Source organism: Microbulbifer variabilis, from assembly GCF_052467165.1.
In genome coordinates this window covers 4,188,510-4,214,378 of the sequence record NZ_CP174301.1, presented here as the reverse complement: position 1 = coordinate 4,214,378, position 25,869 = coordinate 4,188,510, and the positions used below count along the sequence as shown (strand labels likewise).

At 50.1% G+C, this 25,869-nt stretch carries 20 protein-coding genes, 1 tRNA gene and 1 pseudogene; 14 read left to right on the top strand and 8 right to left on the bottom strand.

The genetic code is table 11. The features are described from left to right. The first annotated feature begins 131 nt into the window (after positions 1–131). From ACJJIP_RS18845 to ACJJIP_RS18795, 11 genes and pseudogenes are all read left to right on the top strand, one after another. A complete protein-coding gene (locus ACJJIP_RS18845) occupies positions 132–3,227 on the top strand; it encodes an efflux RND transporter permease subunit (RefSeq protein ID WP_020411553.1) in 3,096 nt (1,031 codons plus the stop codon). Further along, positions 3,224–4,348 carry an efflux RND transporter periplasmic adaptor subunit gene (locus tag ACJJIP_RS18840; RefSeq protein WP_444945781.1) on the top strand — a complete coding sequence of 375 codons (1,125 nt, stop codon included), beginning with the start codon at positions 3,224–3,226 and terminating at the stop codon, positions 4,346–4,348. Before ACJJIP_RS18845 ends, ACJJIP_RS18840 begins: the two co-directional genes overlap by 4 nt. A 96-nt stretch (positions 4,349–4,444) precedes the next feature. Next, positions 4,445–5,041, top strand: a complete 597-nt coding sequence (locus ACJJIP_RS18835; protein WP_444945780.1) for a DUF6515 family protein — start codon at positions 4,445–4,447, stop codon at positions 5,039–5,041. A 118-nt stretch (positions 5,042–5,159) separates the two neighbouring features. After that, the gene (locus tag ACJJIP_RS18830; protein WP_020411550.1) at positions 5,160–7,325 is read left to right on the top strand and encodes a mechanosensitive ion channel domain-containing protein; all 2,166 of its coding nucleotides are present in this window, start codon (positions 5,160–5,162) and stop codon (positions 7,323–7,325) included. A gap of 148 nt (positions 7,326–7,473) precedes the next feature. Next, complete coding sequence (locus tag ACJJIP_RS18825; RefSeq protein ID WP_444945779.1) at positions 7,474–8,886, top strand: rhomboid family intramembrane serine protease; 1,413 nt, start codon at positions 7,474–7,476, stop codon at positions 8,884–8,886. A 77-nt stretch (positions 8,887–8,963) separates the two neighbouring features. Next, complete coding sequence (locus tag ACJJIP_RS18820) at positions 8,964–9,431, top strand: cupin domain-containing protein (protein WP_444945778.1); 468 nt, start codon at positions 8,964–8,966, stop codon at positions 9,429–9,431. A 20-nt stretch (positions 9,432–9,451) separates the two neighbouring features. After that, on the top strand, positions 9,452–9,817 hold the full coding sequence (locus ACJJIP_RS18815; RefSeq protein ID WP_020411547.1) for a thiol-disulfide oxidoreductase DCC family protein: 366 nt from the start codon (positions 9,452–9,454) through the stop codon (positions 9,815–9,817). A 410-nt stretch (positions 9,818–10,227) separates the two neighbouring features. After that, the gene (gene pepB, locus ACJJIP_RS18810) at positions 10,228–11,517 is read left to right on the top strand and encodes an aminopeptidase PepB (RefSeq protein WP_020411546.1); all 1,290 of its coding nucleotides are present in this window, start codon (positions 10,228–10,230) and stop codon (positions 11,515–11,517) included. Between the two features lie 215 nt (positions 11,518–11,732). Then, positions 11,733–12,026 (top strand): annotated as a pseudogene (locus tag ACJJIP_RS18805) (DUF3667 domain-containing protein); the annotation flags it as partial. 24 nt (positions 12,027–12,050) lie between these two features. Then, positions 12,051–12,869 carry a hypothetical protein gene (locus ACJJIP_RS18800; RefSeq protein WP_444946945.1) on the top strand — a complete coding sequence of 273 codons (819 nt, stop codon included), beginning with the start codon at positions 12,051–12,053 and terminating at the stop codon, positions 12,867–12,869. Between the two features lie 737 nt (positions 12,870–13,606). Then, a complete protein-coding gene (locus ACJJIP_RS18795; RefSeq protein ID WP_444945777.1) occupies positions 13,607–14,242 on the top strand; it encodes a CARDB domain-containing protein in 636 nt (211 codons plus the stop codon). Between the two features lie 60 nt (positions 14,243–14,302). On the opposite strand, the gene ACJJIP_RS18790 is transcribed toward ACJJIP_RS18795, so the two are convergent. Then, the gene (locus ACJJIP_RS18790; RefSeq protein ID WP_020411543.1) at positions 14,303–14,578 is read right to left on the bottom strand and encodes a hypothetical protein; all 276 of its coding nucleotides are present in this window, start codon (positions 14,576–14,578) and stop codon (positions 14,303–14,305) included. 571 nt (positions 14,579–15,149) lie between these two features. Here ACJJIP_RS18790 and ACJJIP_RS18785 point away from each other — a divergent pair. Next, complete coding sequence (locus ACJJIP_RS18785) at positions 15,150–16,097, top strand: GlxA family transcriptional regulator (protein ID WP_444945776.1); 948 nt, start codon at positions 15,150–15,152, stop codon at positions 16,095–16,097. A gap of 339 nt (positions 16,098–16,436) precedes the next feature. Here the strand turns inward: ACJJIP_RS18785 and ACJJIP_RS18780 are convergent, their stop codons facing one another. After that, complete coding sequence (locus ACJJIP_RS18780; RefSeq protein WP_444945775.1) at positions 16,437–17,450, bottom strand: zinc-dependent alcohol dehydrogenase family protein; 1,014 nt, start codon at positions 17,448–17,450, stop codon at positions 16,437–16,439. Next, positions 17,450–17,965 carry an SRPBCC family protein gene (locus tag ACJJIP_RS18775; protein WP_444945774.1) on the bottom strand — a complete coding sequence of 172 codons (516 nt, stop codon included), beginning with the start codon at positions 17,963–17,965 and terminating at the stop codon, positions 17,450–17,452. The genes ACJJIP_RS18780 and ACJJIP_RS18775 overlap by 1 nt, the downstream gene beginning before the upstream one ends. Before the next feature lie 322 nt (positions 17,966–18,287). On the opposite strand from ACJJIP_RS18775, the gene ACJJIP_RS18770 reads away from it, so the two are divergent. Then, entirely contained in the window at positions 18,288–18,797 is a 510-nt protein-coding gene (locus tag ACJJIP_RS18770; protein WP_157533303.1) for a hypothetical protein, read from the top strand. A gap of 612 nt (positions 18,798–19,409) precedes the next feature. Then, positions 19,410–19,895 (top strand): hypothetical protein, encoded by a 486-nt coding sequence (locus ACJJIP_RS18765; RefSeq protein ID WP_444945773.1) that lies wholly within the window; start codon positions 19,410–19,412, stop codon positions 19,893–19,895. Between the two features lie 539 nt (positions 19,896–20,434). Here ACJJIP_RS18765 and ACJJIP_RS18760 read toward each other — a convergent pair. From ACJJIP_RS18760 to ACJJIP_RS18740, 5 genes are all read right to left on the bottom strand, one after another. Next, positions 20,435–20,511, bottom strand: a tRNA-Ile gene (locus ACJJIP_RS18760). 307 nt (positions 20,512–20,818) lie between these two features. Further along, positions 20,819–21,238 carry a diacylglycerol kinase gene (locus ACJJIP_RS18755; protein WP_353377074.1) on the bottom strand — a complete coding sequence of 140 codons (420 nt, stop codon included), beginning with the start codon at positions 21,236–21,238 and terminating at the stop codon, positions 20,819–20,821. Between the two features lie 91 nt (positions 21,239–21,329). Then, positions 21,330–23,192, bottom strand: a complete 1,863-nt coding sequence (rpoD, locus tag ACJJIP_RS18750) for an RNA polymerase sigma factor RpoD (protein ID WP_020411533.1) — start codon at positions 23,190–23,192, stop codon at positions 21,330–21,332. 195 nt (positions 23,193–23,387) lie between these two features. Further along, positions 23,388–25,364: a DNA primase gene (gene dnaG / locus ACJJIP_RS18745; RefSeq protein WP_444945772.1), complete on the bottom strand. Its 1,977-nt coding sequence runs from the start codon at positions 25,362–25,364 to the stop codon at positions 23,388–23,390. A gap of 19 nt (positions 25,365–25,383) precedes the next feature. Next, positions 25,384–25,830 (bottom strand): GatB/YqeY domain-containing protein, encoded by a 447-nt coding sequence (locus tag ACJJIP_RS18740; protein WP_020411531.1) that lies wholly within the window; start codon positions 25,828–25,830, stop codon positions 25,384–25,386. Positions 25,831–25,869 lie beyond the last annotated feature (39 nt).

Here is a 25,869-nt window from a genome sequence, read left to right as displayed (position 1 = left end):
GCAGCAATAGTGTGAGCCCAAAAGCATGAAGTCTGTGTAAAAAGCTGCATGGTTTTTTCGGAAATCAGTAAACAGGGGCGGGAAGCTCCGTCTTATTCTGTATTTATAACTAAAAAACAAGGGCCTATGGAATGGCGCTGACGAGAGTCGCTTTGAAAAACCCCGCCGCAGCCGGCGTGGCTGTGGTATTGGCTGTATTACTGGGAGCTTTTCTTGCCAGTCGCCTGCCGGTACAGCTTTTCCCCGATATAGAAAACCCCCGTATTGCCATCCAAGCTGGCTGGCGTGCCGCCGCGCCGAAAGAGGTAGAGGCGGAAATAGTCGAGCCTATCGAATCGGTACTGCAGGGCCTCACTGGCCTGGAAACCATGGAGGTGAATGCAGGTCGAGGCGGCGCCTGGGTGAACCTGGAATTCACCATGGGCACCGATATGGATAAGGTGCTGATCGATGTGATCAGTCGTATGAGCAGCCTGCCGCCACTGCCGCGGGATGCGGAGCCGCCGAGGGTTATGCTTGGAGGATGGGGCGGCGATGCCACCGCTCTCACCTATTTCTTTTTGCAAAAACTGCCTGGTAACGCCAATCACCTCGATGACTATGCAGGTCTGATTGAGGATGTACTGCGGCCGGAGCTGGAGTCTGTACCGGGTGTTTCCAGTGTGGAAGCTCAGTCCGGTCGCGCCGCACAGGAGGAGCTGCAAGTCATTTTTGACCCCTGGAAAGCGGCTGAGCTGGGCATTCAGTTGCCGGCGATCAGCCGTCAGCTGGCCTCGGCGCGGGACGTCTCTGGTGGATTTACCGATGTGGGGCGTCGCCGCTACACATTGCGTTTTGTCGGTGAATATGAGCCGGCCGATTTATCTGAGCTGGTGCTGGAGTGGCGCGATGGCCAACCGGTGCGACTCGGCGATATTGCCGAGGTGCGGGTTGGACCGTCTGAGTCCCGTGGGGTTACAACGCAGAACGGCAATCCTGCGGTATCTATGCGCATTAACCGCACCAACGACGCAAATATGCTTGCCACACTGGAGCTGGTAAAGCGGAAAGTTGCGGAGCTGAACGAAACCAAACTGAAAAACGAACAGCTGGTGCTGGTGCAGTCCTTCGATGCCTCGGTGTTTGTTTACCGCGCCCTGAATTTGCTCGGCGGCAATCTGATACTGGGTATACTGCTGGCGGTAGGGGTGCTTTGGTGGTTTTTGCGGCGTATGCGTGCCACCCTGATTGTTGCGGCGGCGATCCCTATTTCCCTGCTCTCGACCTTTGTAGTGCTGTCCGCTGCCGGACGCAGTGTGAATGTCATCTCCCTCGCCGGCCTCGCCTTTGCCACAGGTATGGTGCTCGATGCCGCGATTGTGGTGCTGGAAAATATTGTGCGTCTACGGGAAAAAGGCCTCGGCCCCGAGGAGTCATCAGAGCAGGGAGCCGGGCAGGTTTGGGGAGCACTGTTGGCGAGCACAGCAACAACTGTGGCGATCTTCCTGCCGGTATTTTTCCTCAATAGTGTCGAAGGGCAGGTATTTGGGGACCTGGCTCTGACTATTGCCGTGGCAGTGGTGTTTTCCCTACTGGCCGCTGTGGCAATAGTGCCATTGGCGGCGAAGCTTTGGCTGCCCCCTATTTCCAGCGAGGATCGCCTGGCGCGCGTTTGGGGAAAAATCACTTCCCAGGTAATGGCACTAACCAGCACTCGCGCTCGTCGCTGGCAGGTCATAGGTGGCTTCCTGTTGGTACCTGTTGCCGCGACATATTTTCTTTTACCAAACCTCGATTATTTACCCCCGGTAAAAAGGGATGCGGTGGATGTGTGGATGAATTTCCCTTCGTCCACCAACACCAAAACAATCGAAAAGGAAATCGTCAATGAGCTGGACCGGCGCATGGCACCTTATATGAGTGGTGAGCGGGAGCCGGCCCTGAAGAACTATTACATTATTTCCTGGCCCAATGGCGGCACCATGGGTGTGCGCGTTAAGGATATGGACCAGGCCAAGGAGATGGAGCGGCTGCTGCGTGAGGAAATCCTGGTGGATATTCCCGATTTTCAGGGATTTGCTGCCCGCGGCAATCTGTTTGGCCAATTCGGTGGAGATCGCCGGATAGCTTTGCACTTACAGTCGCGCGATGCCGATGGCCTGATGCGTGCCGCCGCCCGTGGTGTGGAAGTCATGGAAGAGGTGATGCCGGGCACACCGGTGCAGACCAATCCGGGGCTTTCTTTATCGGAACCTGAGCTAACTGTGCGCCCGAACGACCGTGCAATGCTGGAGCAGGGCTGGAACCGTCAGGATATGGGCAGCTTGATTCGCACCCTGGGTAATGGTCTCTACGTGGGCGAATATTTTGACGGGGAAAAACGTCTGGATGTGATTTTCAAGGCACAGCCCTGGAGCACCCCGGAGCAGTTGCAGAATACCCCGCTGGTCACGCCCCGCGGTGAGGTAGTGCCGCTCAACCAGCTTGCCAATGTTGAGCGCACTGTGGGTCCGGGCAACCTGCGCAGGGTGGATGGTCGCCGCACTATTACATTGAATATTGTGCCGCCCGATGATGTGTCCCTGGAGGAAGTTCGCGCGCAGCTGGAGGCGGAAGTGCTGCCACAAATCCGCGAGGCTCTGCCGGATGATGGCAGTATTCTGGTGGGTGGTAATGCCAGTGATCTGGATAAGGCCCTGGTATCCCTGTCACAGAATTTTGTTTTGGCGTTGTTGATTCTATTCCTGTTGATGAGTGCCTTATTCCGCTCTTTGCGTGATGCTGGGCTGGTTTTGCTCACCGTGCCACTTGCCACGGTGGGTGGAGTGTTGGCTCTACAATTCCTGAATTTAATTGGCTTCCAGCCTCTCGATCTTCTCACCATGATTGGCTTCGTTATTTTGCTGGGCCTGGTAGTGAACAATGCCATTCTGCTGGTGCACCAGACCCGTGCTGCGGAAGATGCCGGCGCTAGCCGGGTAGAGGCAGTAGAGCAGGCATTGCGCCTGCGTCTGCGCCCGATCTTTATGAGTACCCTGACCAGTGTGTTCGGTATGTTACCCCTGCTGGTCGCGCCGGGTGAGGGCAGTGTGATCTATCGCGGGCTGGCTGCGGTGATCGTCGGCGGCATGGCAGTCAGTACCCTATTTACCTTGATATTGTTGCCGGCGCTGCTGCAGACCGGGCGTGTGCCACTACCGCAATTTACCCGCCTGCGCCAAAGATTGGCTGTGAGGAGTTCCCAATGAGAAAGTTTTTAGCCGGGGCCGCCTTGTCCCTGCTCATCGCCGAGCCGGTTTTGGCTCAGGGCGGGGCAGTGGCAGTCACTGTCGATAGGGCGCAAACCCGTGAAGTGGTGCCGAGCCAATGGTCTGCCGGGGAGGTGGTGAGTCGTCGCGATATCCTGATTTCCTCTGAATTGGATGGCGTGCTGGAATTTGTCGCCGAGCCGGGCAGCCTGGTGAAAAAAGGCCAGCGCCTGGCACAGCTGGATGCTACGCACTGGCGCCTTCAATTACGTAACAGCGAGAGCCGGATAGCGCAATTGCAGGCACGCCTCACTTATATGGATGCCCAGCTGCAGCGGTTGAGCAAGCTGGCGGAAACCAATAGTACTTCGCGCTCGGCGCTGGAGGAACAGCACGCCGAGCGCGAGGCAATGGCCCAGGATCTGCTGGCTGCGCAAATTGAAAGAGACAGGCGAGCTTACGAACTCTCCAAAACCAAAATTGATGCGCCTTTTGATACTTTGGTGGCGAGCCGTGAATTACAGGCAGGGGAGTATGTGCGCACTGGTTCCGAGTTATTGCGCGCCCTGGATATGTCGCAACTCGAAGTGGAAGCGGATATCCCGCTAGCCGCTCTGCCGTTGATCGCTGCTGGCGATACCATAGCCGTGCGCAGTGATGCGGTATCTCGCTCTGAAGGAGAGCGCACCAGCGACCAGGTTTTCACTGGCCAGGTGCGCCAGTTTGTACCCGTGGCCAGTGATAATTCGCGGCGGGTGAAGCTGCTGGTGAAGTTACCGCAGAGCGCACCACAACAGTGGGACTGGATTGTAGGAATGCCGGTCCAGGTCGCTGTGCCCCTGGCCGAAGCCCGCGCGACTATGGTGGTGCCGCGGGACGCTCTGGTTCTGCGTAATGGTGACACCTTTGTATTCCGCGTGGGCGATGAGGATAAAGCGGAGCGCTTGTCGGTCCGTATTGGTAGCGGTGATGGAGAGTGGATAGCCGTTTATGGTGACCTCGATAGTGGTGACCGGGTGATTGTTCGCGGTGCTGAGCGCCTGCAGCCGGGGCAGGAAGTGAAGATACTCTCAGAGGTGGTACGTGATGAGGATGGTACCAGTATTGAGGGGGATAGCTGACCAGTTTTACGGTCATAGTTTTATTTAAATAAATTGGGGAACAGTGTTCTCTGACAATACACTTCTGCGACACTTAATTGCTCGTCGAGGTGTCTCATGCGTTTCCTGTTTGCGCTGCTGTTAATGACTATTACCTCAGCACCCCTAGCGGAAACGCAGGTGGAGCGCCTGCCGGATGGGGCGCGCCTTGTTGAAGCCAATGATGAGATTTATTTCTACGTGGGTGGATACTTCTATCGCCAGGGGCCGGATGGGTATACCCGAGTGGAACCGCCTCTGGGAGCTAGGGTGCCGGAAGTACCTACGGGTACTTCATTTTTCCTAAATGGAAAGGACTACCGGCGGGCGGGCAATGGCACCTTTTTTGAGTTTGACCCGCAGGACAACCAATTTGTCGTAGTCACACCGCCAGCTAACTGGCGCAATTACAATCGCAATCCCCTCGCACGCCAGGTGGAAATCTATCAGCGAGCCTACCCACCCAAGTATGAATCTCCCCGGCGTGTTAGTCAGCTGCGCAGTTTGCGCAGTTCGGATCGTAACATCGGCCGCAGGGAACTGTTTTGTAAGGCCAGGGCCGCCAATCTTGTGAGAAGTATGCACCAGCCCGGCAGGGTGTCAGTGATCAGCTCGCGCGCCTATCGCAGGCAGTACCTCAATTGTATGCGTAAGTATGGTCGTAGACGTTATTGATACCGCTTTGAGCCGTCTGTCCCGGGAGCCTGGTCGCTCTCGACTACACTGAAATATATGCCCTCGAGGGGGCATATTTTCTTCCTCGCGATTGTTTCTCCACGGACAGATGTAATCTATGGCGGGCGCTGGCGGTTTCTCCCTCCTTCGAAAGAATTTCACTGAATGCCCGCAGCTTCGCCTGCTTTCTCTCTTTACTCTCCTCATTGTTGTCGCGCTATTCTCTCTGCCCGCAAGTGCACAACTGCCTGGATCGAAGCCGAAGGAATTTAAACCGGAAATTCCCGACTTTGCTGAACCTTCCGCGGATTGGTGGACGGGATGGAGCAATGCCTCACCGGAGCAGCGACGCGAGTGGTTGGACGCATTGCAAACTGCTTGGTCTGAGTGGGAAGGAGAGTTACCGGAAGACGACGAAGCACTACAAAAAGGCGCGAAGAAAATTTCCCAAAGCCTGGATGGGATAGAGATAACCTGGAAGAAGCGTCAGGAATATTTAAAAGTAGAACTGATGCCGGAGGTGAAATTCCCGGAAAATCCGACAGTACTCGACTGGGCCAGAGCGGACTCGGCAATCAGTCGTGGGCGGCGACGTTTGAGTGGGGTACAGCTGGAGGCGCGGCAGCTGCGGGATACCCGCTCCCAGTCCCTGTCGCAGTTGCGCAGGCAGGTGATTGTACTGCGCGATGCCAAAGGCAAGGAGGAAGATGAAGCGGCGCAAGCACTGCTGCTGGCCCAGATTAATCACCTCAATATTATTGAGCAGCTGGCGACAGTGAATGATTTCCTCGGTACTTGGCAGGAGAAAATTGAACTGGCTGAAAGCAAGCTGCGACGCATGCTCGACGATCTGCAATTCAGCGAAAAAGATGCCAAGGAACTCGAAAAAGCTATTGCTGATACAGATAAGAAAATTGAGCGTATAGCCGCAACCCGTACCAGTATACAGAGTACCACCGAGCCCTCCACCGACCCCGATACCAATATGAAAAAAGATCTCACCCTGATGCAACTTGAGGTGGATCTGCTGGAGGAGCACCTCGGCAAGCGCAAGAGCGAATTGCTGCAGTCTATTAACACCGTACTGGACCCGGCGGCAGAGGAGCGCCCGTTAATTGTCAGCAGGGAACTCTTGGAGAATGCAAATACAGTGATTGATGCTACGTCGCGGGAACTCGCTATCCGTCAACGCCAAGTGGTGGCCTGGCGGGGCGAAGATGAGAGCGAGGACCTCAGTCGCTGGTGGAATTATTTTGAACGGATCGGCAGTGGTTTGGCTCGGGCCAACGACCTGGAACAGGATATCCAGCGCTATGAAAAAGCACAGCTGGAAGTTTACCGCGAGCGCCAGGGTTGGTGGGCCACAGTGCGTGAGCGTGTCTCTCTGGCTGCCCGCCAGGTATACAAGCGCTGGCGCACGTTGGCTGATTACCAGTTATTTACCATCGCACAAAACCCGATTACCCTGCGCCTGATTGCCAAGATGATATTTGTCTTGGTGTGTGCCTGGCTCCTGTCGGTGCTGACCAGGGCTTTCCTGCGCCGCCTGGTGCGCAGGGAGCATGCCAGCGAATCCTCCATGTATAACCTGAGCAGGGTGTTGCACTACACCTTTGTTGCAGTCGCCCTTGTTATTGTATTGAGTATGCTTGGGCTGGATACATCCAAGCTAGCGCTGGTGGCTGGTGCGCTCTCCGTAGGTATTGGTTTTGGTTTGCAAGCCATTTTCTCCAATTTTATTTCCGGGCTTATTTTGTTGTTCGAACGGCCCTTGAAGGTGGGGGATTTGGTGGAGCTGGAGTCTGGTGTCTTTGGTCGGATTCGCGACATCAACGTGCGTTCTACCCGTATTACCACTCGGGACAATGTGGATATCCTGGTGCCTAACACCGAATTTGTTGCCGGTCGTGTAATCAACCATACCCTGGATGATCCGGTGCGGCGTATCCATGTGCCTTTTGGTGTTTCTTATTCCTCAGATCCAGACCTGGTACGTGAAGCAGCGCTGGAGGCCGCTGACCGGGTCAATATCACCCACACCGACTGGAAACGCAAAACCGAGGTTTGGTTGATGGAGTTCGGTGATAACTCGCTGAACTTCAAGCTGGTCGTGTGGGTAAACAGCAATATGGTCACTTCTTTGGGGGACTCATACGCGCTTTATAACCTGGAGTTGTTGAGAGAGTTTCGCGAGAAGGGGATCGAGGTGCCTTTTCCACAGCGGGACCTACACCTGCGCAGCTGGGATGTACCGGCCATTATTGGCCGAGCGGCTCGGAAATAGCCCAATAGCACCGCGGCGGGTATTCAGCCTCGGCGAATATGCGTAGTATTTTCCCTGCGGCCGATGTGACAATCGGCCCCGTCCAATTCACTTTGTATTGCTGCGTTTTGCTACCGGGCGCTCGAGCAATAGTAACAAGGAAACGCCCGTGCTGATCATCCCTATCGAGAATAAGCCGGACTGGCGTCGCCCGCCGTTGATGTGCTTTGCGTTGATACTCGCAAATTTACTGGTATTTATGTTTTACCAAGGCGGTGATGAAGCTCGTTGGCTGGAGGCTGAAGATTACTATTTTGCCAGTGATCTTCCGGATCTGGAGGAGCAGCGTTTTCTGATGTATGTCGATGAAATGCATCCCGAATGGCGCCTACAGATGGATGCGGAAGGCGAGGAGTTTGTCTACCGGGAGCTGCTGTGGAATCCGGAGTTTCACCACTGGCTGTTACCTAAATTAGAGCTGGAAGGGCAAACCCTGTGGCTGCAGCAGCGCGAGCACTTTGCCGGGTTACGTGATCGTATCAGCAGTATGGCCTTGGGCCTAACACCGGCGGAGCCGAGTATTGGAGGCATGTTTGGGCATATGTTCCTGCACGGAAGTTGGGATCATCTTATCGGCAATATGATTTTCCTGCTGCTATTTGGTTTGTCGGTAGAGCTGGCGCTTGGCGGGCTCTGGTTTATCACACTCTATTTGCTTGGGGGCCTGGCCGCTGCTGGCTTACATATGCTGGTGGAGGCTGGTAGCTATGTGCCAATGGTCGGTGCTTCTGGAGCCGTGTCGGCGATTATGGGAATGTTTGTCGCTATCTACGGAGTGCGGCGCCTGCGTTTTTTCTACACTGTTGGCTTTATGTTTGGCGAATTCAGTGCCCCGGCACTAATGGTATTGCCCTTGTGGCTCGGCAAGGAAATTTTCGGCTATCTCTACGGAGATGCCGGTATTGCTTACTGGGCTCATACCGGTGGCCTTTTGGCTGGTTTTGCCTTGGCGCTAATGTTGATTTACTGGCGTCCGCCAGTTCGGGTTATGCCAGAAGAAGAGGAAGAACTGCCGTCGCCACAAAAAAGTGCTCTCACTCGTATCGATCGCTTTCAGGAGGAGGGCAAATTGTTGGAGGCCGCCGACGCTGCGGCCGCTGCGGTGCGGCAGTACCCGGATTTTTTGCCGCTCCTCCTGCGCTATATAGAACTGACCGCTGTTTCCCCGGATAGTGAGGCCTACCACCGCGCCAACCTGGCACTATTTTCCCAGGCGGCCAATTCGCGGATTGATACTTATGTCCTGGCAGATGGATATCGCAGCTATTTGCAGGCTACTCAACAACCTCACGCATTGAGCTCTAAAGCGTGCCTGTTAATGGCACGCCGCGCTGCGGAAGCTAAAAACTGGCCGTGGTTGGAGGAGCTGCTTCAGAGACTAATTTCACAGGGGGTACAGCACCCATTAATACCCAAGCTCGGTTTGGCCCTGGTAAATTATTACCGGCGTATGGGAGAGGAAGGCAGTGCGCGGAAAATGAAAGAATTAACCCAGGCAGTGGAGATACAGGGGCAGTCCTAGTAGCGACCTTTTAAATTTGGTAGGGAGAGCACAATTTTTAGGTCACCAGTAAAAGATTGGATAGGTTAAGGAAAAGCATGAGTAAAAATATTCTTAAGAATGAAGAAATTCTGGAAATGGAAGGCGAAAAGAAGGTGCACTTCCTCAATCCAAATGCCGTGCGCCGCAATAAATCTCTCGGAGATATGACCGGAATTACCGGTTTTGGATTTCATGTTATTGAAATAGAACCGGGTTATGAGTCTACGGAATTTCACTGCCATCAATTCGAGGATGAGTGTGTTTATATCCTGCAAGGTCAGGCGCAAGTTCAAATTGGTGAGAAGGTATACGGGGTATCGGAAGGGGATTTTATTGGTTATCCGGCTGGTGGACTGCCACATGCAATGAAAAATACCGGCACTGAGACCTTGCGCTGTATTGTAGTGGGCCAGCGCCTGGATCATGATGTGGCCGACTACCCCAATAAAAGTAAGAGGATTTACCGCAATAAAGGGCTGCCCTGGGAGCTGGTAAGTCACGATGATATCGAGAAACCCAGGTAAATTGACCGATTTCTTTCCTCATGACCGCCAAGATTCGTGTTTTCTATAATTCCGCCTGCCCAGTGTGCAATGCGGGTATTAGTGCTCAAAAGAAAAAGCTGACTACCTGTGAAGTAGCCTGGGAAGATGTACATCTGGATAATGCCAAGGTAGAAGAGCTCAATGTGGACCTAGAGTCTGTGCGTGAGCGTTTGCACGTGATTGATACACAAGGGAGGCTACAGGTTGGTTTCGAGGCGTTTATTACAATTTGGGAGAACTCCCCTGGCGAGCATTGGAAAGCAAAAGTGTCCAAGGTTCCAGGAGTGCGTTGGGGACTCAACAAAGCTTACAATGGATTTGCCCGCTGCCTATATCTGTGGAATAAGGCTTTAAAGCACTGGTGATCTCTTCTGTCAGATCGATCAGTTTGTGGTTTCTGCGTTACTCAAAACTTTCCACTGGCTGTGTGCTTGGTGAGTAGCAAATAAACAGCATCCAGTTGTGGATATTTTCCTTGTGAAGGCTATTTAGCATTTGTGCCACCAGTTGGTAACTGTGTTGTTGATAGAGCAATTGGAGCAGGGCGTGACAAATTCCCAGCTTTTTACACTAGAGTGGATTCCATGGCGAGATAAAGCTCGGTTGCTTTATTAGGCCTATTTAATATTGTGTGGAGAGAAGAAGACGGTAGTAATACTCTTTGAGAAATTTATCGTTGGGATAGTGGCGTAGTCGTCGAGTATTTTTGACGTACTGTTAGAATGTAAAAAGAACTGCAAAAAAATTGGCATAAAGGTTTCAAGAAAGGTGTTGTATGACAAAAGCTATGCGCGTTCAGTTGGTTGAAGGTAAGGCAGGTGATCCGTGGAGCGATTCTGCGCTTTTGAGTTTTACTGGTGGCGATGCTTTTATCCATATTGGCGCAAGCAATGGTGCCTCTTTGGTAGCTGCACAACGTGCAGCTCGCCGGCTGGATGGCATGGGAGTAACCGAAGTTGCCCTGAGTGGCGACGGCTGGGATATCGAAAGCCGCTGGGCCTTTTGGGCTGGTTATTTCAATCCCAAGGTAACCAAGACTATCCATTGGGGCTCAGAGGATGACGAAGAGATAAAAGAACTGGCTGCCCGCGAGAGTGCCGCACGTTGGGTACGCGAGATTACAAACGGCACACCGGATGATGTCTCTCCCCGTGTACTGGCAGAAAGTGCTGCTGAAATGTTGCAAAAACTCGCCCCTCAGGCCTTAAGCTACCGGATTGTTGCGGGAGATGATCTGCTGCGCGAGGGCTTTGTGGGTATCCATAACGTGGGCCGTGGTAGTGTGCGTGAACCGGTGATGCTTCAGGTGGACTACAACCCAACCGGAGAGGATACTGCGCCGGTAGATACCTGTTTGGTGGGCAAAGGCATTACTTTCGACTCCGGTGGCTACAGTATTAAACCGTCAAGTAACATGGCCACCATGAAGTCTGATATGGGTGGTGCCGCCATGGTCACTGGTGGCCTCGCTCTGGCTATTGCTCGCGGTTTGAACAAGCGGGTGAAGATGTACTTATGCTGTGCTGAAAATCTGGTATCCGGTCATGCTTTCAAGCTGGGCGATATCATTAAATACAAAAATGATGTCACTGTGGAAGTACTGAATACCGATGCCGAAGGGCGTCTGGTACTCGCCGATGGACTAATCGCGGCCTCTGAGGAGCAACCGCGCTGGCTGCTAGATGCTGCTACCCTGACGGGTGCTGCGAAAATGGCTGTGGGACGTGATTTTAATTCCGTATTCAGTTTTGAGGATGAAATGGCCCGAAAAGTCCTGGATGCTGCAGCTCAGGAAAACGAAAAAGCCTGGCGGTTACCTTTAGAAAATTTCCATCTGGAGCAGACTCCCTCCAGCTTTGCGGATATATCCAATATCGGTATTGATGGCAGTCCAGGCGCCTCCACCGCAGCGGCTTTCCTGGCTCGCTTTGTGCCCAATGAAGGCCGCAACTGGGTTCATATGGATTTATCCGGTTCCTACCAGCCAGCAGCTAATGATCTTTGGGCCACTGGTGCCAAGGGCCACGGCTTACGCACTATCGCGCGCTTTTTACAGGAAAATTGACTCTTATTACCGCACAAAACGATTACAGAGACAGTAGAAAAACGCGTCTATTATAAGGCGCGTTTTTCTATTTGGGACTGATGAAATTGGCACAGCTGGTGGTCCAGTGTTTTGTTGAATCCAGTGTGATTAATATCCAGTGGCTAGTTAACCAGCAACAAAGAATTTTGTAATACTATCCGCGCTCTGGTAAGAAAATAAAAGGGGAGATGTAAATGAGTACCTCTGGGGTAACAGAAACGAACTCGGTGAAGCAGATCCGTTGCGCCAACTGCCAGACTGAATTACTGGGGCCACACTGCTACTCCTGTGGCCAACCTATTAAGGGGATGGTTCGGCACTTTTCCTCTATAATAGGAGACCTTTTTGACACCCTGCTAGCATTAGACTCCCGTATCTGGAAAACCCTGCCACCCCTTCTTTTTAAGCCTGGCTTTCTAACCGCTGAATACTTTGCAGGTCGCAGGGTACGTTATGTCAGTCCTGTACGTCTGTTTATTTTTTTGTGCGTAACTACATTCTTTGTAGTGCGTATGAGTAGCGACTGGAGTATCAACTTCGGTGCTGATAGTAGTAGCTCGAAAGAGGCAGTTAATATTGCTGAAAAAAAAGTAAATGACGCCCTGGATACAGTGGAGCAGGCAAAGTTAGCTAATGCTAATAATCCAGAACTTTTAGCTGAGCTGAATAAAGTTCAACTAAATTTGACGGATGATACTGAGGCGTTGCAGGATGAGGCAGCCACTATTGAAAGTGGAACAAGTGAGCCGGAGAAATTAACGAAAGCTGAGGTTACCTCGGGGTTAAAACACGCAATTACCGAAGTAGATCGGGATTTTTTAGAAATTGATGGTTTACCGGAGGGGTTCACGAATTGGCTTGATAAAGAGGTTGCCAGGGCACAAGACAATATTGCACGAGTCTCCGATGACCCAAACCGCTTTAAAAAGGCGTTTCTGGGTTCTCTTCCCTCTACGTTACTTATTTTGGTGCCACTCTTTGCACTAATGCTTTGGGTAATTTATCTCTTTAAGCGCCGCCTCTATATGGAGCATCTGATAGTCGCTCTTCATAGTCATGCCTTTATTTGTTTTGTATTGTTGCTGGTGACTTTACTGGGAGATCTTCAAGATTGGCTAACTAACAACAGTTTGATTGATACTTTATGTAATTGGACCCTGGTAGCACTTATCTTATGGATACCTATTTACCTTCTGCTTATGCAAAAACGGATTTACCAGCAGGGTTGGATTATAACTCTGATGAAATATTGGGCATTAGGTATTTTGTATCCTGTATTGTTGATATTTGGTGCAACCCTGACAGCCCTATATACTCTTGCTGAACTTTAAATATTGAAAATAACGAATTGGCTTTCAACGTTAACGCTCCTTTATCATAGAACGATGATATAAAAAACAGAATACACTTATAAGAAAATAGTAATCCTGGGAAAATCTATTGCAGTACTTTCTGTGATTGCTTTGGAATGACTGTTGCTAAGGGAATCATCAATTCGCCTGAGTTTGGGGTTATATTTTGCTCTAAAATTTGATGCTTTTGAAATTAGTATATAAAAAAATCAACAAATAAGATTAATTTAGCTTGTATTTCTATAATACGTTGTTTTCTATTCTTTTCCCCTAAGTATTTTTGTTGGGTGGGTAGGGTTAGTTGAAGTGAGTCTGTATGTGAGTAGTTTAGCGCCAGTAACTGTTTTTGGCTCGTTTAAAGAGTTGTACCGCTTATTTCGATCGAAGTAAATATCTTTAAATTATTTGTTTTTGAATTATAAGCAGGCTATCAGGAGCTATTCCACTAGAAATATATCCTTACAGTGCTTATACATGAATTGAAACTACGCCATTATTTTTCGATAGTACATAGAATTTTATAAATGCCTTCTTAAAATCGGTTTGCTCATCAAGTAATCCTGAAACTCTTACCAGTTATTGATTGAGCATATTTTTTGATATTAATATTTCTTAGGGAGGATGATATGTTGAGGCATTTATTAGCTCTTTTGGCTTTAGGATTAACTTGGTCCTTGGCAACTGTTAGTTATGCAGATCCAATCCAGGATCTGAGTATGCAGAACTACGAGGCGGGTTGGTATCCCAACTTTTGGCAGGGTCAAGGTCCTTTGACCTGTCGTAGAACCTGTTCGATCTGGGTGGGAGGTGTGCCAGAATCAGAAATGACTAAGGATATGACTGAGGAATTTGAGCGCACTAACGTTTGTAAAATTACGCGAGATCCGGAAATTATTGAAAAGCCGATTAATGATCCGCTTTCCCATTGGCTCTATGGAAATCAATTTGATGATAAAACCAACTGTTATGTCGGTACGCCTTTTGGAGTGAAAGAGGATGATCATTATATGTGCTTGTGTGTTTGCGACAAGCCGGACTTAGTGGTGAGTAAAATATATGATCCAGTTTGGGATGGCGGATCGGGCCAGTCGGTGATAACCGTGGATATCACCAATGTCGGCGCATCGGCTTCTATAGCCAGTTTTGCCCGATTGATAGACCCAGATACTCTGGCAAATGATGTTCAGGCTACGCCGGTTATTGCTCCGGGAGCAACTGTGACACTGGTTTTTACTTTGGGCTATTGGGTGTTTGATCCAGATGCGCATCTAGAAGTCACAGCCGACTATAAGGAAATGGTCGAAGAGTGTGATGAGACCAATAATACCTTGGTGTACAGTAAGCAAGGATAAGAATATTTAAATAAGCCTCCCCAGAACAGTGATTGGGGAGGCTGGGATCAGATTAATGAGTTAGCGGGCGAGGTAAACGTTAATTACTTGGCAATTTTGCTTATTGACTGTAGCAGTGGGGGAACCCCCTTCTTTCAATTTCTTGTCGAGCTTTTTTGGGACTATCAAATACATACGTGGATAGTTACGCACCAGATAGTCTTTCTTATTGGCGCTTTGCCAAGGGTATTCATAAGTAATAGCAGCTACGCCTCTAGCGAGCGCTATACCATCGGTGCAGGTATCTGGCGTTGCACTGGTTGCAAGCAGGGCTATAGCAATAGAAGAAAGGCTCATACTCGTTTGGCTACAGTTTGAGAAAAAATGGTACATCTCGACGAATAAGCCCGAGTATAGCGTAAGGTAGGAAATATCTATAGTACATGGCTCTAGATGCCTATCTATTTAGACGACGAAGTGATTGAAGCATGACTCAGGTGAAACTTAATCTATTTATGTGGCTAGAGGAAATTTCAGGTGCGTTTCAAGTTGGAATTTAATAGGGCTTATTTGTTGATGTATCATCTTTGGCATAATCCAAGTGAAGCCAATAAAACAAGTATCGCTCTCAGGTTGAGATTCAGATTATTTACTTTCTCGTAAGGCTTTTACATTCAACTTTAAAATTCTTAGGTGAAATAATCTATTTCATTAACGGCAGTAAATAATCGAACTGCCTAAAAGCAGTAGACTTCCATCTCTCCTTAAGACCACATCGTCATGAAAGCCACCATCAAAGCCAGTGAAGTATTTGATATTAAGGTTTTACGATCTTTATGAGTTAGGAGTATTAAATGTCTGTTTAGGCCGTATTTGTGTCTTTTCCGACTTGGATGAAGGTTTAAAATGCAGTCACGGAGGAGGCATTATGGCTAAGAGAATAGGTTTTTTTATTGCTAATGGGTTCCAAGCTTTAGACCTTTTTGGTCCCCTGGATGCATTTATGGAGGTAAATAGCTTTGTAAGTGAGGCTTATATTTGTAGCCTGATTGGCCTTGAGGCCGGCCATGTCAAAACCGCTTATGGTCAGTCTCTAACTGTAGACGGCGATATTTATCAGTTACCTCAGTTGGACTACTTCGTTATCTGTGGTGGAATTGGCATGCGGCAACTAGAGCTGAGCTCCAAGCAGCTCAATGCGCTAAGGTTAATTGCAAATAGTGCCAGTAGGGTTGTGAGTATTTGCACCGGTGCCTTTGTTTTGGCTAAGATCTTCCCCGAGCAGAGCCACAGAGTTACTACACACTGGCGTCATTGCCAGCAACTGGCTCGGCAGGCCATTAATTACCAGGTAGAACAAGATCCATTGTTTATTGAAAGTGGGGCGATTTGGTCCTCCGCTGGTGTTTTGTCCGGTGTCGATTTGGCCTTGGAGATTATTCGTCGGGATCATGGTAATACGATTGCAGCGAGTGTGGCGAAGGAGCTTGTCATATACCTGCAGCGTCGAGGAGGTCAAGCCCAGTACTCAGACCTGCTTCAGGTACAGTCTGGCGATAGTATGCGTCTCAACCCATTATTGGAGTGGTTGGCTGAGAACTACCAGAAATCTATCAGTGTTCCGGACATGGCGGAGAGAATATCAATCAGTGAGCGCCAGCTTACTCGCTTATTTAAACGCCATTTGCAGAGCACACCAAGCCAATATCTAAATCAGATACGTCTAAATCGCGCGAGGGACCTTATTACTTGTGAAAGTCTCAACCTGGAACAGGTTGCTTTGCGCGTCGGATTCGCTAGTTATGATAGCTTTCGTCGTGCGTTTTATGCCCAATTTGGCGTATCTCCCTCCTACTTCAGCAGAAATCATGGTTAAACAGAAATTTCTTTGTGCATTTGGGAAAATAAATAACCCACTAGATCTGCGATCACTGGATTTCCTGTTTCCGCCGTTATGTGTAAGAGCAGCTTAAAACGTAGCGAAAGGAAACTTTTTATTTCTACTGGGTCTTAGCTACACAATATCTTCCGAGAAGCTGACGTAATCATTTCCTGGCTTATTCTCATAATTAATAGATACTCGGATAGTTATCTATCCCCTTGTTAAGTGAAGTCAGTAATTCTCTATTTAAATTTAGTGGAGAGTTTTTAGCTTATCCCCGCATCAGGGTTTTAAAATCCTGTTGCGGGAGGTAAAAATTTTTTTTAAAAGTAATTACCACTCTACACAGATTTTTCCAAAGTGTGACCCTTTGGCCTGGTGCTCGAAGGCCTTTGCCAGATCAGTAAAGGGGAGGGTTTTATCAATTACCGGATGGATATTATTGGCTTCCAATGCGGCCACATAGTCTTGTTGCTCACAGCGATTTCCCACAACAAGCCCTTGTAAACGGGCTTGTTTACCCATCAGCAGGGCGGTTGGAATTTCACCCTGCCTCCCAGTCAAAACACCAATCAGTGAAATATGCCCACCGACCCTGACTGATTGAATCGATTGTTCCAAGGTGGCAGGGCCGCCTAATTCAATAATATGGTCGACACCTTTTCCATGGGTTAACTCCAATACCTTTTCTGACCACTGGGCATGGGTTCTATAGTTGATACCCTCAGTCGCCCCCAAGGCTTTTGCCCGCTTCAGCTTCTCATCAGATGACGAAGTCACGATCACTTTAGCCCCTAGCATGTTGGCAATTTGAATCACTGCTATTGATACGCCACCGGTGCCGAGGGTTAATAGGGTGTCACCTGGCTTCACTTTGCCGTCACTCACCAGGGCTCGCCAGGCAGTGAGGCCGGCTGTAGTGATCGTGGCGGACTCTGCATGGCTCCAGCCTGTAGGTGCGAGGGTAAATGCGTTGGCGCTACGAACAACATACTGAGCAGCCATTCCATCAATACCATCGCCCGGCGTATTGCCGAAGCCCCAGACGTTGTGGCATGCAGGCCCTGCTTGCCACTGGGGAAAGAAACAGGAAACTACAGAATCGCCAACTTTAAATTCACTCACACCTTCTCCAACAGCTTCCACTGTGCCGGCGCCATCTGACATCAGGATGCGGCCGTCTTCCGTGGGTATACTGCCGTTGGCGACAAGCAAGTCATGGTAGTTAAGTGAAGATGCGCCAATAGCAACTCGAATTTGATTTGGGCCTGGCTCCCCTGGGTCTTGCATATCGCTTACAGATATGTGATCCAGTCCACCAGGTGCTTTTAGTGTCAGTGCTTTCATTATTTTCTTCCTTTAATCTTAAGTGCCTCTGTTCTCAGGCCCTCTAGCCAATCTTGGTGGCCGTTAATCATAGGGTTAGGTCGTGTTTTCGCTAATTCAATGGCTGGTAAACCATTCTGTGTTTCCTGGGTGAGGATACGTACTCGGTCGCCGGATAGATCTTCTATTAACCAGGTGTGGTGAACATCTAGACGAGCATCTCCTTCACCAGCCCATCCATGCCAAGCTACTCGCGCGGACTGCCCTTTGACCGGGGCAAGGTACTCTACACAGCGCGCTTCAACCGGAAAGCCGAAAGTTTCAAATGAAAACCGCGTACCCTCTCTCAATTCAGGCCCCAGCCCATCCTGGAATTGGATATTGGCAGAGTTCGCATAGTAGCGGGGCCATAGCGATGGGGTGTTGAGTAATGGCCATATATCCGCAGTAGATAATCCGGCGACAATTAGCTCATTAGAGCAATAATTATCGGTAAATCCTGGAACAAAGCCCTGGGGCCAAATAATTTCACTCATTATGATTTTCTCGATTTTGACACCGGCCATTCACTTATTCCCTGCGGGTTTACCGGCATCTCGTTCAATCTTGCAGGTCTACTTTAGGGAGTTCATAAAATTATAATGGCGGATAAATATAAATTTAATTTATAATTTCTTATATAGCCAAATCTTATATCTGATTGATGTTTTGAGTTCCCCCAATAAATTTGATCAGAGGGTTAAAATTACAAAAACCAACAATTGTTTAACTAATTAAAGAGTATTTGGCGTTCTTGTCTGCTTCAAGCTGCTATAAGTATTTAGCAGACATACACCGCTGGTTAACTGGTTATCGCTCATGACGAAGATATTGAATGGGAATAAATTGCTGATGACTCTGATAGTTTGTTTATCAGTAACAAATTTTGCATATTCTGAGAGTTACGACACTGGTAATGAGCGAGACTGGTTGTTAAACGCAGAAAGTGAGAAAGATCGCTTGATTTTGCTGCAAAACTATCTTGGTGGTTTTTCTGCTTCAATGTGGGAAGTGGGATATCGATACAAAAGCATTTTCTTGGCTTTACAGGATGAGAATTTTGATCTTGCCATATACCACTGGGAAAAAATAAAAACTGCTATTAAAAATGGCTATCTCAAGCGCCCCGCACGCAAAGCCAATGCCGATGCTATTTTCTTGGACTTGGTATACGGTAATGTGCTTGGTTCATTTGAGAGTAGAGATATCAAAAAGGCATGGCAGGGATTTTCTAATGGTCGTTCAGCCTGTATGAAATGCCATGCTGCTGAAAAAATTCCATGGATGAATAATCAACCGTTATTTCGCACTACTGTAGCTCCACTGTAGTACAGGTTTTCTTTTATATGATATTCGGTATTGAGCATTTAAAATGCCATGGTATATAAGCTTTTTAGATCGTTAAGATTTTACTTCTTAAAATATCTTTGATAGGCAAATAAGTGTCATTTTATGACAGCCTATATTTATCTTTTCGAATTATGGTTTGGCCGGACTGTACATTTTTATGATGTTAAGATTGTTTTTTGGCAGGGTAATAATCTAACAGGAATTTTAGAAAATTCTTCTATTGAGTGGCTCTAAAAATCTTTCAGCATAGTTTTTTGAATTTTTTAATTAGTTGTTTGCTATCACTTAACTCCTATGCCGAGCCTCTGGTTGTGACATCTAAGGGGATTCTGGTTCCGGTTCTCTTCGCGCTGTACTTTCCATAGCCTCTAAACTTTCGACTCCTCCTATAATTAGCATTGTAACAGGCGGTGATATTTGAATTGCGGAGCCTTTGGAGTACTCAGGTAAATTGCCTTTGGTTATCCATGATGTGGACAAATTATTATAACTCAAAATAATGTTGACCTTTTACGAATCAGTGAGGAAGCTGATTTATCACTCTCAAATCTGAATTTTGAAGGCCCTGGTTGTTTTCATATTGAGAACAGAGTGGATCTTGCTGAACCTGGTGGGAAAGGTATTTATCTCAAGGTAGGCGAGAGTCAGAAGGGCACTGTAAATATTATTCTTGAAAAAGTTCATGTTAGCGGATCGGCTTATCATGGTATTCACATATCCGACTGTGTTCTTCGCGATAAATGTGGAGGTGGCATGGGTGGCGGTGGTGATGGTTCACCAGCGTCTATATCTGCACATTTGGCGAATGTAAAGATAGAATCTGTCGGGTATGGAGCCTTTGATGGTGATGGTATTTGGATTGATGAATGTGGCGAAGGCAGTATCTATACAACTGTTATTGACTCACTTTTTTCGCGTGTTGGTGCTGACGGTATTGAGCTTGATGAAGGGAATAAGGGAGATGTTACGGCACAAATTATTCGAAGTCGTTTTGTAGATACTGGAAATTATTGTGATCCGACTGTTCTGAAAAAGTGTATTTCCAAGCGGCAAAGCGAGGAAGAGCTAAGAAATTAGCTTTTAAGTTTTGGGGGAATATGGTCCCTCCGTCAGCCGAATTGACTTTCTAACTCACTGATATATGAGTTTGTGTTCATTCCATATGCAATGTGCCTCCAAATACTTGCGATGATATTGAGGGTCTATTCAATTACTAGTATGCGCTATTTATTAGCCCATAAAAATTGAATTCTGTAGGGCTGATATTTAAAAATAGCTTAGGTTTTTTTTAAATTATGCGTAGTTTTTAATTGGTCACCAGAAAAGTGGGCCGAGGATGTAAAGCTAACGAGCGTAAGTATGGATTGTAGTGGGCTGACTGAAGATGTTGGGAAGAGAAGGCGAGTGGAGATTTTTGAGAGGGCTTTGCTGTTTTGTCTGCGGTCAGTTTTGCTTATCTATGGAATATAACCTGGCCACAAGGGACACTGTATGGTTTCAATAGGGCAGGGCCTCAAGATGCGGTGGATAATTTAGCTATCCTATGGGACCAAAAGTTGGCCAAAGCGGACAAGCTTTGATCGAAACAACATGGGGTTCACTGGGGGATTTAAAGGTGGTGGGCCCTCCGGGACTCGAACCCAGGACCTGCCGATTATGAGTCGGATGCTCTAACCAACTGAGCTAAGGGCCCACACTTTGCTTGCGGGGATCGTTGCAAGCGGTTGGGGAAAGTACAAGATTTTTCCTTTCAAATCAATGCCTTTGTGGCAGAGATTTCCTCTCGGCAGCCTTTGCCTGCCAACGTAAACTTTATCGTTTATTTTTTATACGAAATACTTGGCGGTGTATTTTAGTGTCAATGGTAAGGCAGTTGGAATTTACAGCTTTCTATATTAGTACGACCGTATGATTTTAGGGTTTTAACTGGTACTGCCGTTTAGATGGGGCGGGAAGTTAAGCTTCCCGCTTTTCTCTTCGAGCTTTTACACAGATCGCGGTTAGATTGGCAGCTTGGGAATTACTATGCAGCCCCAGACAATCAGCCATGAAATAAGAGCCACGGCTACGGCGGCGGAGCCTGTGTCCTTGGCAATCTTGGCCAAAGGGTGTTTTTCTGGGCCTATGCGGTCCACGGTAGCCTCAATGGCGCTGTTGATTAGCTCAAGGGGCAGTACCACCAAGCTTACGGCGATTAGTATGGCGCGCTCTGCCGGTGTATCTCCGACCCAGATGGCGAGAGGGATAATGAAGATTACGAGGATGATTTCCATACGGAAGGCTTCCTCATTACGCCAGGCGGCGGCGAGGCCTTCGCTCGAATATCTGGCGGCGGCGATCAGTCGAGCAAGGCCTTTTTTGCCCGGCTTATTGGCGACTCCTTCAGACTTTTCCGGTTTGCTGGCGACTTCTTTTTGCATATTACTCTCCTGCCACCCGTAGACCCTTGAGGGTGGTCTTTATTGTGTCACATAAAAAAGCCCGGTCGAAACCGGGCTTTTTAGTTGGCGCTTACTCGTCGAGGAAGCTCCGCAGGTGCTCCGATCGGGACGGGTGTCGCAGCTTACGCAGGGCCTTGGCCTCAATCTGTCGGATACGCTCACGGGTTACATCGAACTGCTTACCCACCTCTTCCAGAGTGTGGTCAGTGTTCATGTCAATACCAAAGCGCATACGCAGTACCTTGGCTTCACGCGCGGTCAGGCCGGAGAGCACGGAGCGGGTGGCATCGTGCAGGCCGGTCTGGGTGGCGGTGTCCACCGGGGAGGACTGGTTCTGGTCTTCGATAAAGTCACCCAGGTGTGAGTCTTCGTCATCGCCGATGGGAGTCTCCATGGAGATGGGCTCTTTAGCGATCTTGAGGACTTTGCGTACCTTGTCTTCCGGCATTTCCATACGCTCGCCCAATTCTTCAGGAGTGGGTTCACGCCCCATTTCCTGCAGCATCTGGCGGCTGATACGGTTGAGCTTATTAATAGTCTCAATCATATGCACTGGAATACGGATGGTACGTGCCTGGTCAGCAATGGAGCGGGTGATCGCCTGACGAATCCACCAGGTGGCGTAGGTGGAGAACTTATAACCGCGACGGTATTCGAACTTATCCACAGCCTTCATCAGGCCGATGTTGCCCTCCTGAATCAGATCCAAGAACTGAAGGCCGCGGTTGGTGTACTTTTTGGCGATAGAAATCACCAGGCGAAGGTTGGCTTCCACCATTTCCTTCTTGGCGCGGCGAGAGCGGGCCTCACCAATGGACATACGGCGGTTGATCTCTTTGATCTGGCCTACGTCCAGTCCGGAGCGTTCCTGGCACTGGGCCAGTTTACGCTGGGCGCGTACTATATCGTCCACTACATGGCGCAGGGCGTCGGAGTAGTCGCGCTTCTTTTTGATGATCGCCGGGATCCAATCCTCATTGGTTTCGTTACCGGGGAACTCTTTGATAAAGGTCTTACGCGGCATGCGTGCACGCTTGATGCACAGGTTCATAGTGATGCGCTCTTGTCTGCGCACACTGTCGAGAATATCGCGCACTTCGCCGTAGAGCGGATCGAACTGGCGCGGTGCCAGTTTGAAGTAGCGGAAGACTTCAGCCACGGCTTCGAGGGCTTCGCCTGCTTCCTTGGAGTCGCGTCCGTGGGCGGTAATGGCTTCGTCTGCAACTTTCTGAGCAGTGATTAGCGCATTCATGCGCTCTGCCAGTTCCTCTGGGTCGAGGCCACCGGCGTTTTCCTCTTCTTCCTCTGAGGTACTGTCGTCATCCTCGTCGTCGGCAGATTCGTCATCGCTATCGCTGGTCTCACGGGATTCCGCGGCTTGGCCAGCTTGAGCACCAGGTGGTACATCTTCGGCGGGGTCGAGCCAGCCGGAAATGACATCAGGAACACGGCGCTCTTCTTTTTCGATTAGCGCGTACTCATCAATGATCTGTTGTACTGCACCTGGCCAATAGGCGAGAGCGGCCATCAGCTCACGCAGGCCCTCTTCGATGCGCTTGGCAATGGCGATTTCGCCCTCGCGCGTGAGCAGCTCAACGGTGCCCATTTCGCGCATATACATGCGTACCGGATCGGTGGTGCGGCCTACATCGGATTCTACGGCGGCCAGTGCGGCTGCTGCTTCGGCTGCGGCGATCTCGTCAGCGGAGCTGTCGCCTTCAGCCATCAACAACTCTTCGGCATCTGGTGCGCTTTCGAACACCTTGATACCCATGTCGTTGATCATGCCAATAATGTCTTCCACCTGATCGGGGTCGGAAATATCTTCCGGAAGGTGGTCGTTTACCTCCGCGTAAGTGAGATAGCCCTGCTCTTTACCGCGGGCGATCAGTTCCTTAATGCGGGAGGTCTGTTGCTGGGTTTTGTCGGTCATGCACAACCCTGAATTCTGGGGATGAAAATACGGGACAAAGACGCGGGATTATAGCGTATTTGCAATAGCAATAACCACTCTAGCTGTCAAGTAACGGCGTTAGTGCGTAGTTTAGGGTGCTGGGGTTCCCGTTCCCGCCCGGCGGGGTGTGTGAATATAGTGTTGAGCCCACAGTTTTCAAGGGGTTAATGCAGATTAATTGTCTTTTCTGCGCCAGTTGGCCAAAAGCGCCAGCTGATCTTCCTGGCTGAGCTGGGTGCCACTTTTCAGTTGGGCGAGTAAATCACGCTTACGCTGCTTGTCAGCGGTTTGTTTCAGGCGCTGCAGGCAGTCGCTGAATTCAGTTTGTGGATCGTATTCCAGGTTGCTATTGCCTTGTGCTAACTGGCGAATACTGGAGACCAGCTGGGATGCGGCGAGCTGGGCCAGGGTATCGCAGGATTCGGCACCATGATGGGCGCGCCAATAGCCAAGTAGCTGATTGAGGTTATATTCGGGGCGGTTCCTGAGTAGTTCTACCAGCTGTGCAAAGAGTGCCAGATCGGGATCACTACTTGTCCGGAAGTGCTCCAGGTCCTTTATTTGTGCAGAAAGTTGTGGATGGTGCAGCAGAAGGGCAATAAGCATACGTTCCGGTGGCAGGCGGTATTGCCCGCTGCGTCGCAGGTTACCAGGTTCCTGTGGGGAGGCTTCCGCCAGATAGGGGGCGCGATCTCGTGGCCAGGGCTCTGGCGGAGTGCGATGCTGGGAGTCCTGATTGGGCTCTAGCGGCGCCCTATGTTCTTGTTCGGCTGTTGTTTGTTGAGGTTGGCTGTGCTGTACCTGGGTGTTGCGGGCTTTCTCCGCTTGGATAACCTCCTGCAAAGTCTCTTTGTCGAGACCTGTGCGTGAGGCGAGTTGTTGGAACATCAGTTGGCGGTAAACACCTTCTGGTAGCAAATCCAGTAGAGGAGCGGCGAGTTTGGACAGGCGCGCGCGGCCGTCCATGGTTTGTAGGTTGAGATCCTCGCTGAGCAAGTCAAAGAGAAAATCTTCCAGTGGCAGGGCCTGTTCCTCCATTAGCTGCTGAAAGCGCTCTCCGCCCAGCTGGCGCACCAGGGTGTCTGGGTCCTCACCTTCCGGCAGCAACAGGAAGCGAAGGCTGCGGCCATCCTGCATTTGTGGCAGAGCAGACTCAAGGGCACGTCGCGCGGCAGTGCGGCCGGCGCGGTCGCCGTCAAAGCAGAACAGCAGCTCTGTGGTGTGGCGGAAGGCGAGTTGGATATGGTCTTCGCCACAAGCGGTCCCCAGGGTGGCGACGGCGCAACGGATATCGAACTGGGCCAGGGCCACCACATCCATATAGCCCTCTACCACAATCAGGCGTTCAAGGTTGCGATTGGCCTGACGTGCTTCCCACAGGCCGTAGAGCTCACGGCTCTTGTGGAAAATAGGGGTTTCAGGGGAGTTCAGGTACTTGGGTTTCTCATCTCCCAGTACTCGTCCACCGAAGGCGATAGCGCGTCCGCGCTGGTCGCGGATTGGGAAAATAATACGATTGCGGAAACGATCATAATGGTGGCGCGAGTTGGGCTTAGTATTGCCATCGCTATCCTGGCGGCGAATGGCCAGGCCCGCCAGTTCCAGCTGGTCCGCTTTTTCTGGAGTATCGGCCAGTGCGTTGAGCAGGTTATCCCAGCCCGGGGGCGCCAGGCCTATACCGAAGTCGCGGGCAATCTCCCCTGAAAGGCCGCGGTTGCGTAGATAAGCCACGGCATTGCCGGCGGTAGGGTGGCTGCGAAGTTGCTCGCGGTAGTAATCTGCGACTTTCTCTGTGAGTTGGTAGAGGGACTGGCTCTCTTTTTGGCGTTTCTCTTGCCCTGGTGCGAGTTGCTCCCGGGGTACCTCAAGGCCGCGGGTTGCAGCGAGTTTTTCTACCGCCTCAGGGAAGGGGAGGCGGTCGTACTCCATGAGAAAGCCAATGGCGTTGCCGTTGGCGCCGCAACCAAAGCAGTAATAGAACTGCTTGTCTGGACTTACGGTAAAAGATGGAGTTTTCTCATCGTGAAAGGGGCAGCAGGCGGAGTAGTTTTTGCCGGTTTTGCGCAATTTAACCCGGCTGTCCACCAACTCGACAATATCTGCTCTGGCGAGCAGGTCGTCGATAAAATGCTGGGGGATCTTGCTGGGCATAGTGCTTCCCGTGTGAGGATTAGCCCAGTTGGGCTTTTACCAGCTTACTTACTGCGCCCATATCTGCACGGCCCTGTACCTGGGGTTTAACCTGGGCAATAACCTTGCCCATATCAGCCATGCTGCTGGCGCCTGTGTCTTGCACAGCGGAAGAGACGATTTCGTTGATTTCAGCCTCGGTCAGCTGCTTGGGCAGGAACTCCTGGATTACCTCGATCTCAGCCTGCTCCACTGCCGCCAACTCGGCGCGGCCTGCCTTTTCGTACTGGGCGATGGAATCGCGACGCTGTTTGGTCATCTTGTCCAGCAGGGCGAGGATGCGGGCGTCATCAAGGTCGATGCGCTCGTCGACTTCAACGCGTTTAACTTCGGCATTGATCAGGCGCAGGGTAGCCAGGCGCTCTTTGTCTCGCGCTTTCATTGCGTCTTTGGTGGCCTGGGTCAGGGTTTCCTTGAGAGTGCTCATAACGAGTGTTCCGGGATTGTTGGCAATGAATTTTGGTTT

Bases quoted from the DNA above. Each gene is read 5' to 3' on its own strand.
- ACJJIP_RS18845 (WP_020411553.1), top strand. From the start codon at position 132: ATGGCGCTGACGAGAGTCGCTTTGAAAAACCCCGCCGCAGCCGGCGTG.
- ACJJIP_RS18840 (WP_444945781.1), top strand. From the start codon at position 3,224: ATGAGAAAGTTTTTAGCCGGGGCCGCCTTGTCCCTGCTCATCGCCGAG.
- ACJJIP_RS18835 (WP_444945780.1), top strand. From the start codon at position 4,445: ATGCGTTTCCTGTTTGCGCTGCTGTTAATGACTATTACCTCAGCACCC.
- ACJJIP_RS18830 (WP_020411550.1), top strand. From the start codon at position 5,160: ATGGCGGGCGCTGGCGGTTTCTCCCTCCTTCGAAAGAATTTCACTGAA.
- ACJJIP_RS18820 (WP_444945778.1), top strand. From the start codon at position 8,964: ATGAGTAAAAATATTCTTAAGAATGAAGAAATTCTGGAAATGGAAGGC.
- ACJJIP_RS18815 (WP_020411547.1), top strand. From the start codon at position 9,452: ATGACCGCCAAGATTCGTGTTTTCTATAATTCCGCCTGCCCAGTGTGC.
- pepB (WP_020411546.1), top strand. From the start codon at position 10,228: ATGACAAAAGCTATGCGCGTTCAGTTGGTTGAAGGTAAGGCAGGTGAT.
- ACJJIP_RS18800 (WP_444946945.1), top strand. From the start codon at position 12,051: ATGAGTAGCGACTGGAGTATCAACTTCGGTGCTGATAGTAGTAGCTCG.
- ACJJIP_RS18795 (WP_444945777.1), top strand. From the start codon at position 13,607: ATGCAGAACTACGAGGCGGGTTGGTATCCCAACTTTTGGCAGGGTCAA.
- ACJJIP_RS18790 (WP_020411543.1), bottom strand. From the start codon at position 14,578: ATGAGCCTTTCTTCTATTGCTATAGCCCTGCTTGCAACCAGTGCAACG.
- ACJJIP_RS18785 (WP_444945776.1), top strand. From the start codon at position 15,150: ATGGCTAAGAGAATAGGTTTTTTTATTGCTAATGGGTTCCAAGCTTTA.
- ACJJIP_RS18780 (WP_444945775.1), bottom strand. From the start codon at position 17,450: ATGAAAGCACTGACACTAAAAGCACCTGGTGGACTGGATCACATATCT.
- ACJJIP_RS18775 (WP_444945774.1), bottom strand. From the start codon at position 17,965: ATGAGTGAAATTATTTGGCCCCAGGGCTTTGTTCCAGGATTTACCGAT.
- ACJJIP_RS18770 (WP_157533303.1), top strand. From the start codon at position 18,288: ATGACGAAGATATTGAATGGGAATAAATTGCTGATGACTCTGATAGTT.
- ACJJIP_RS18755 (WP_353377074.1), bottom strand. From the start codon at position 21,238: ATGCAAAAAGAAGTCGCCAGCAAACCGGAAAAGTCTGAAGGAGTCGCC.
- rpoD (WP_020411533.1), bottom strand. From the start codon at position 23,192: ATGACCGACAAAACCCAGCAACAGACCTCCCGCATTAAGGAACTGATC.
- dnaG (WP_444945772.1), bottom strand. From the start codon at position 25,364: ATGCCCAGCAAGATCCCCCAGCATTTTATCGACGACCTGCTCGCCAGA.
- ACJJIP_RS18740 (WP_020411531.1), bottom strand. From the start codon at position 25,830: ATGAGCACTCTCAAGGAAACCCTGACCCAGGCCACCAAAGACGCAATG.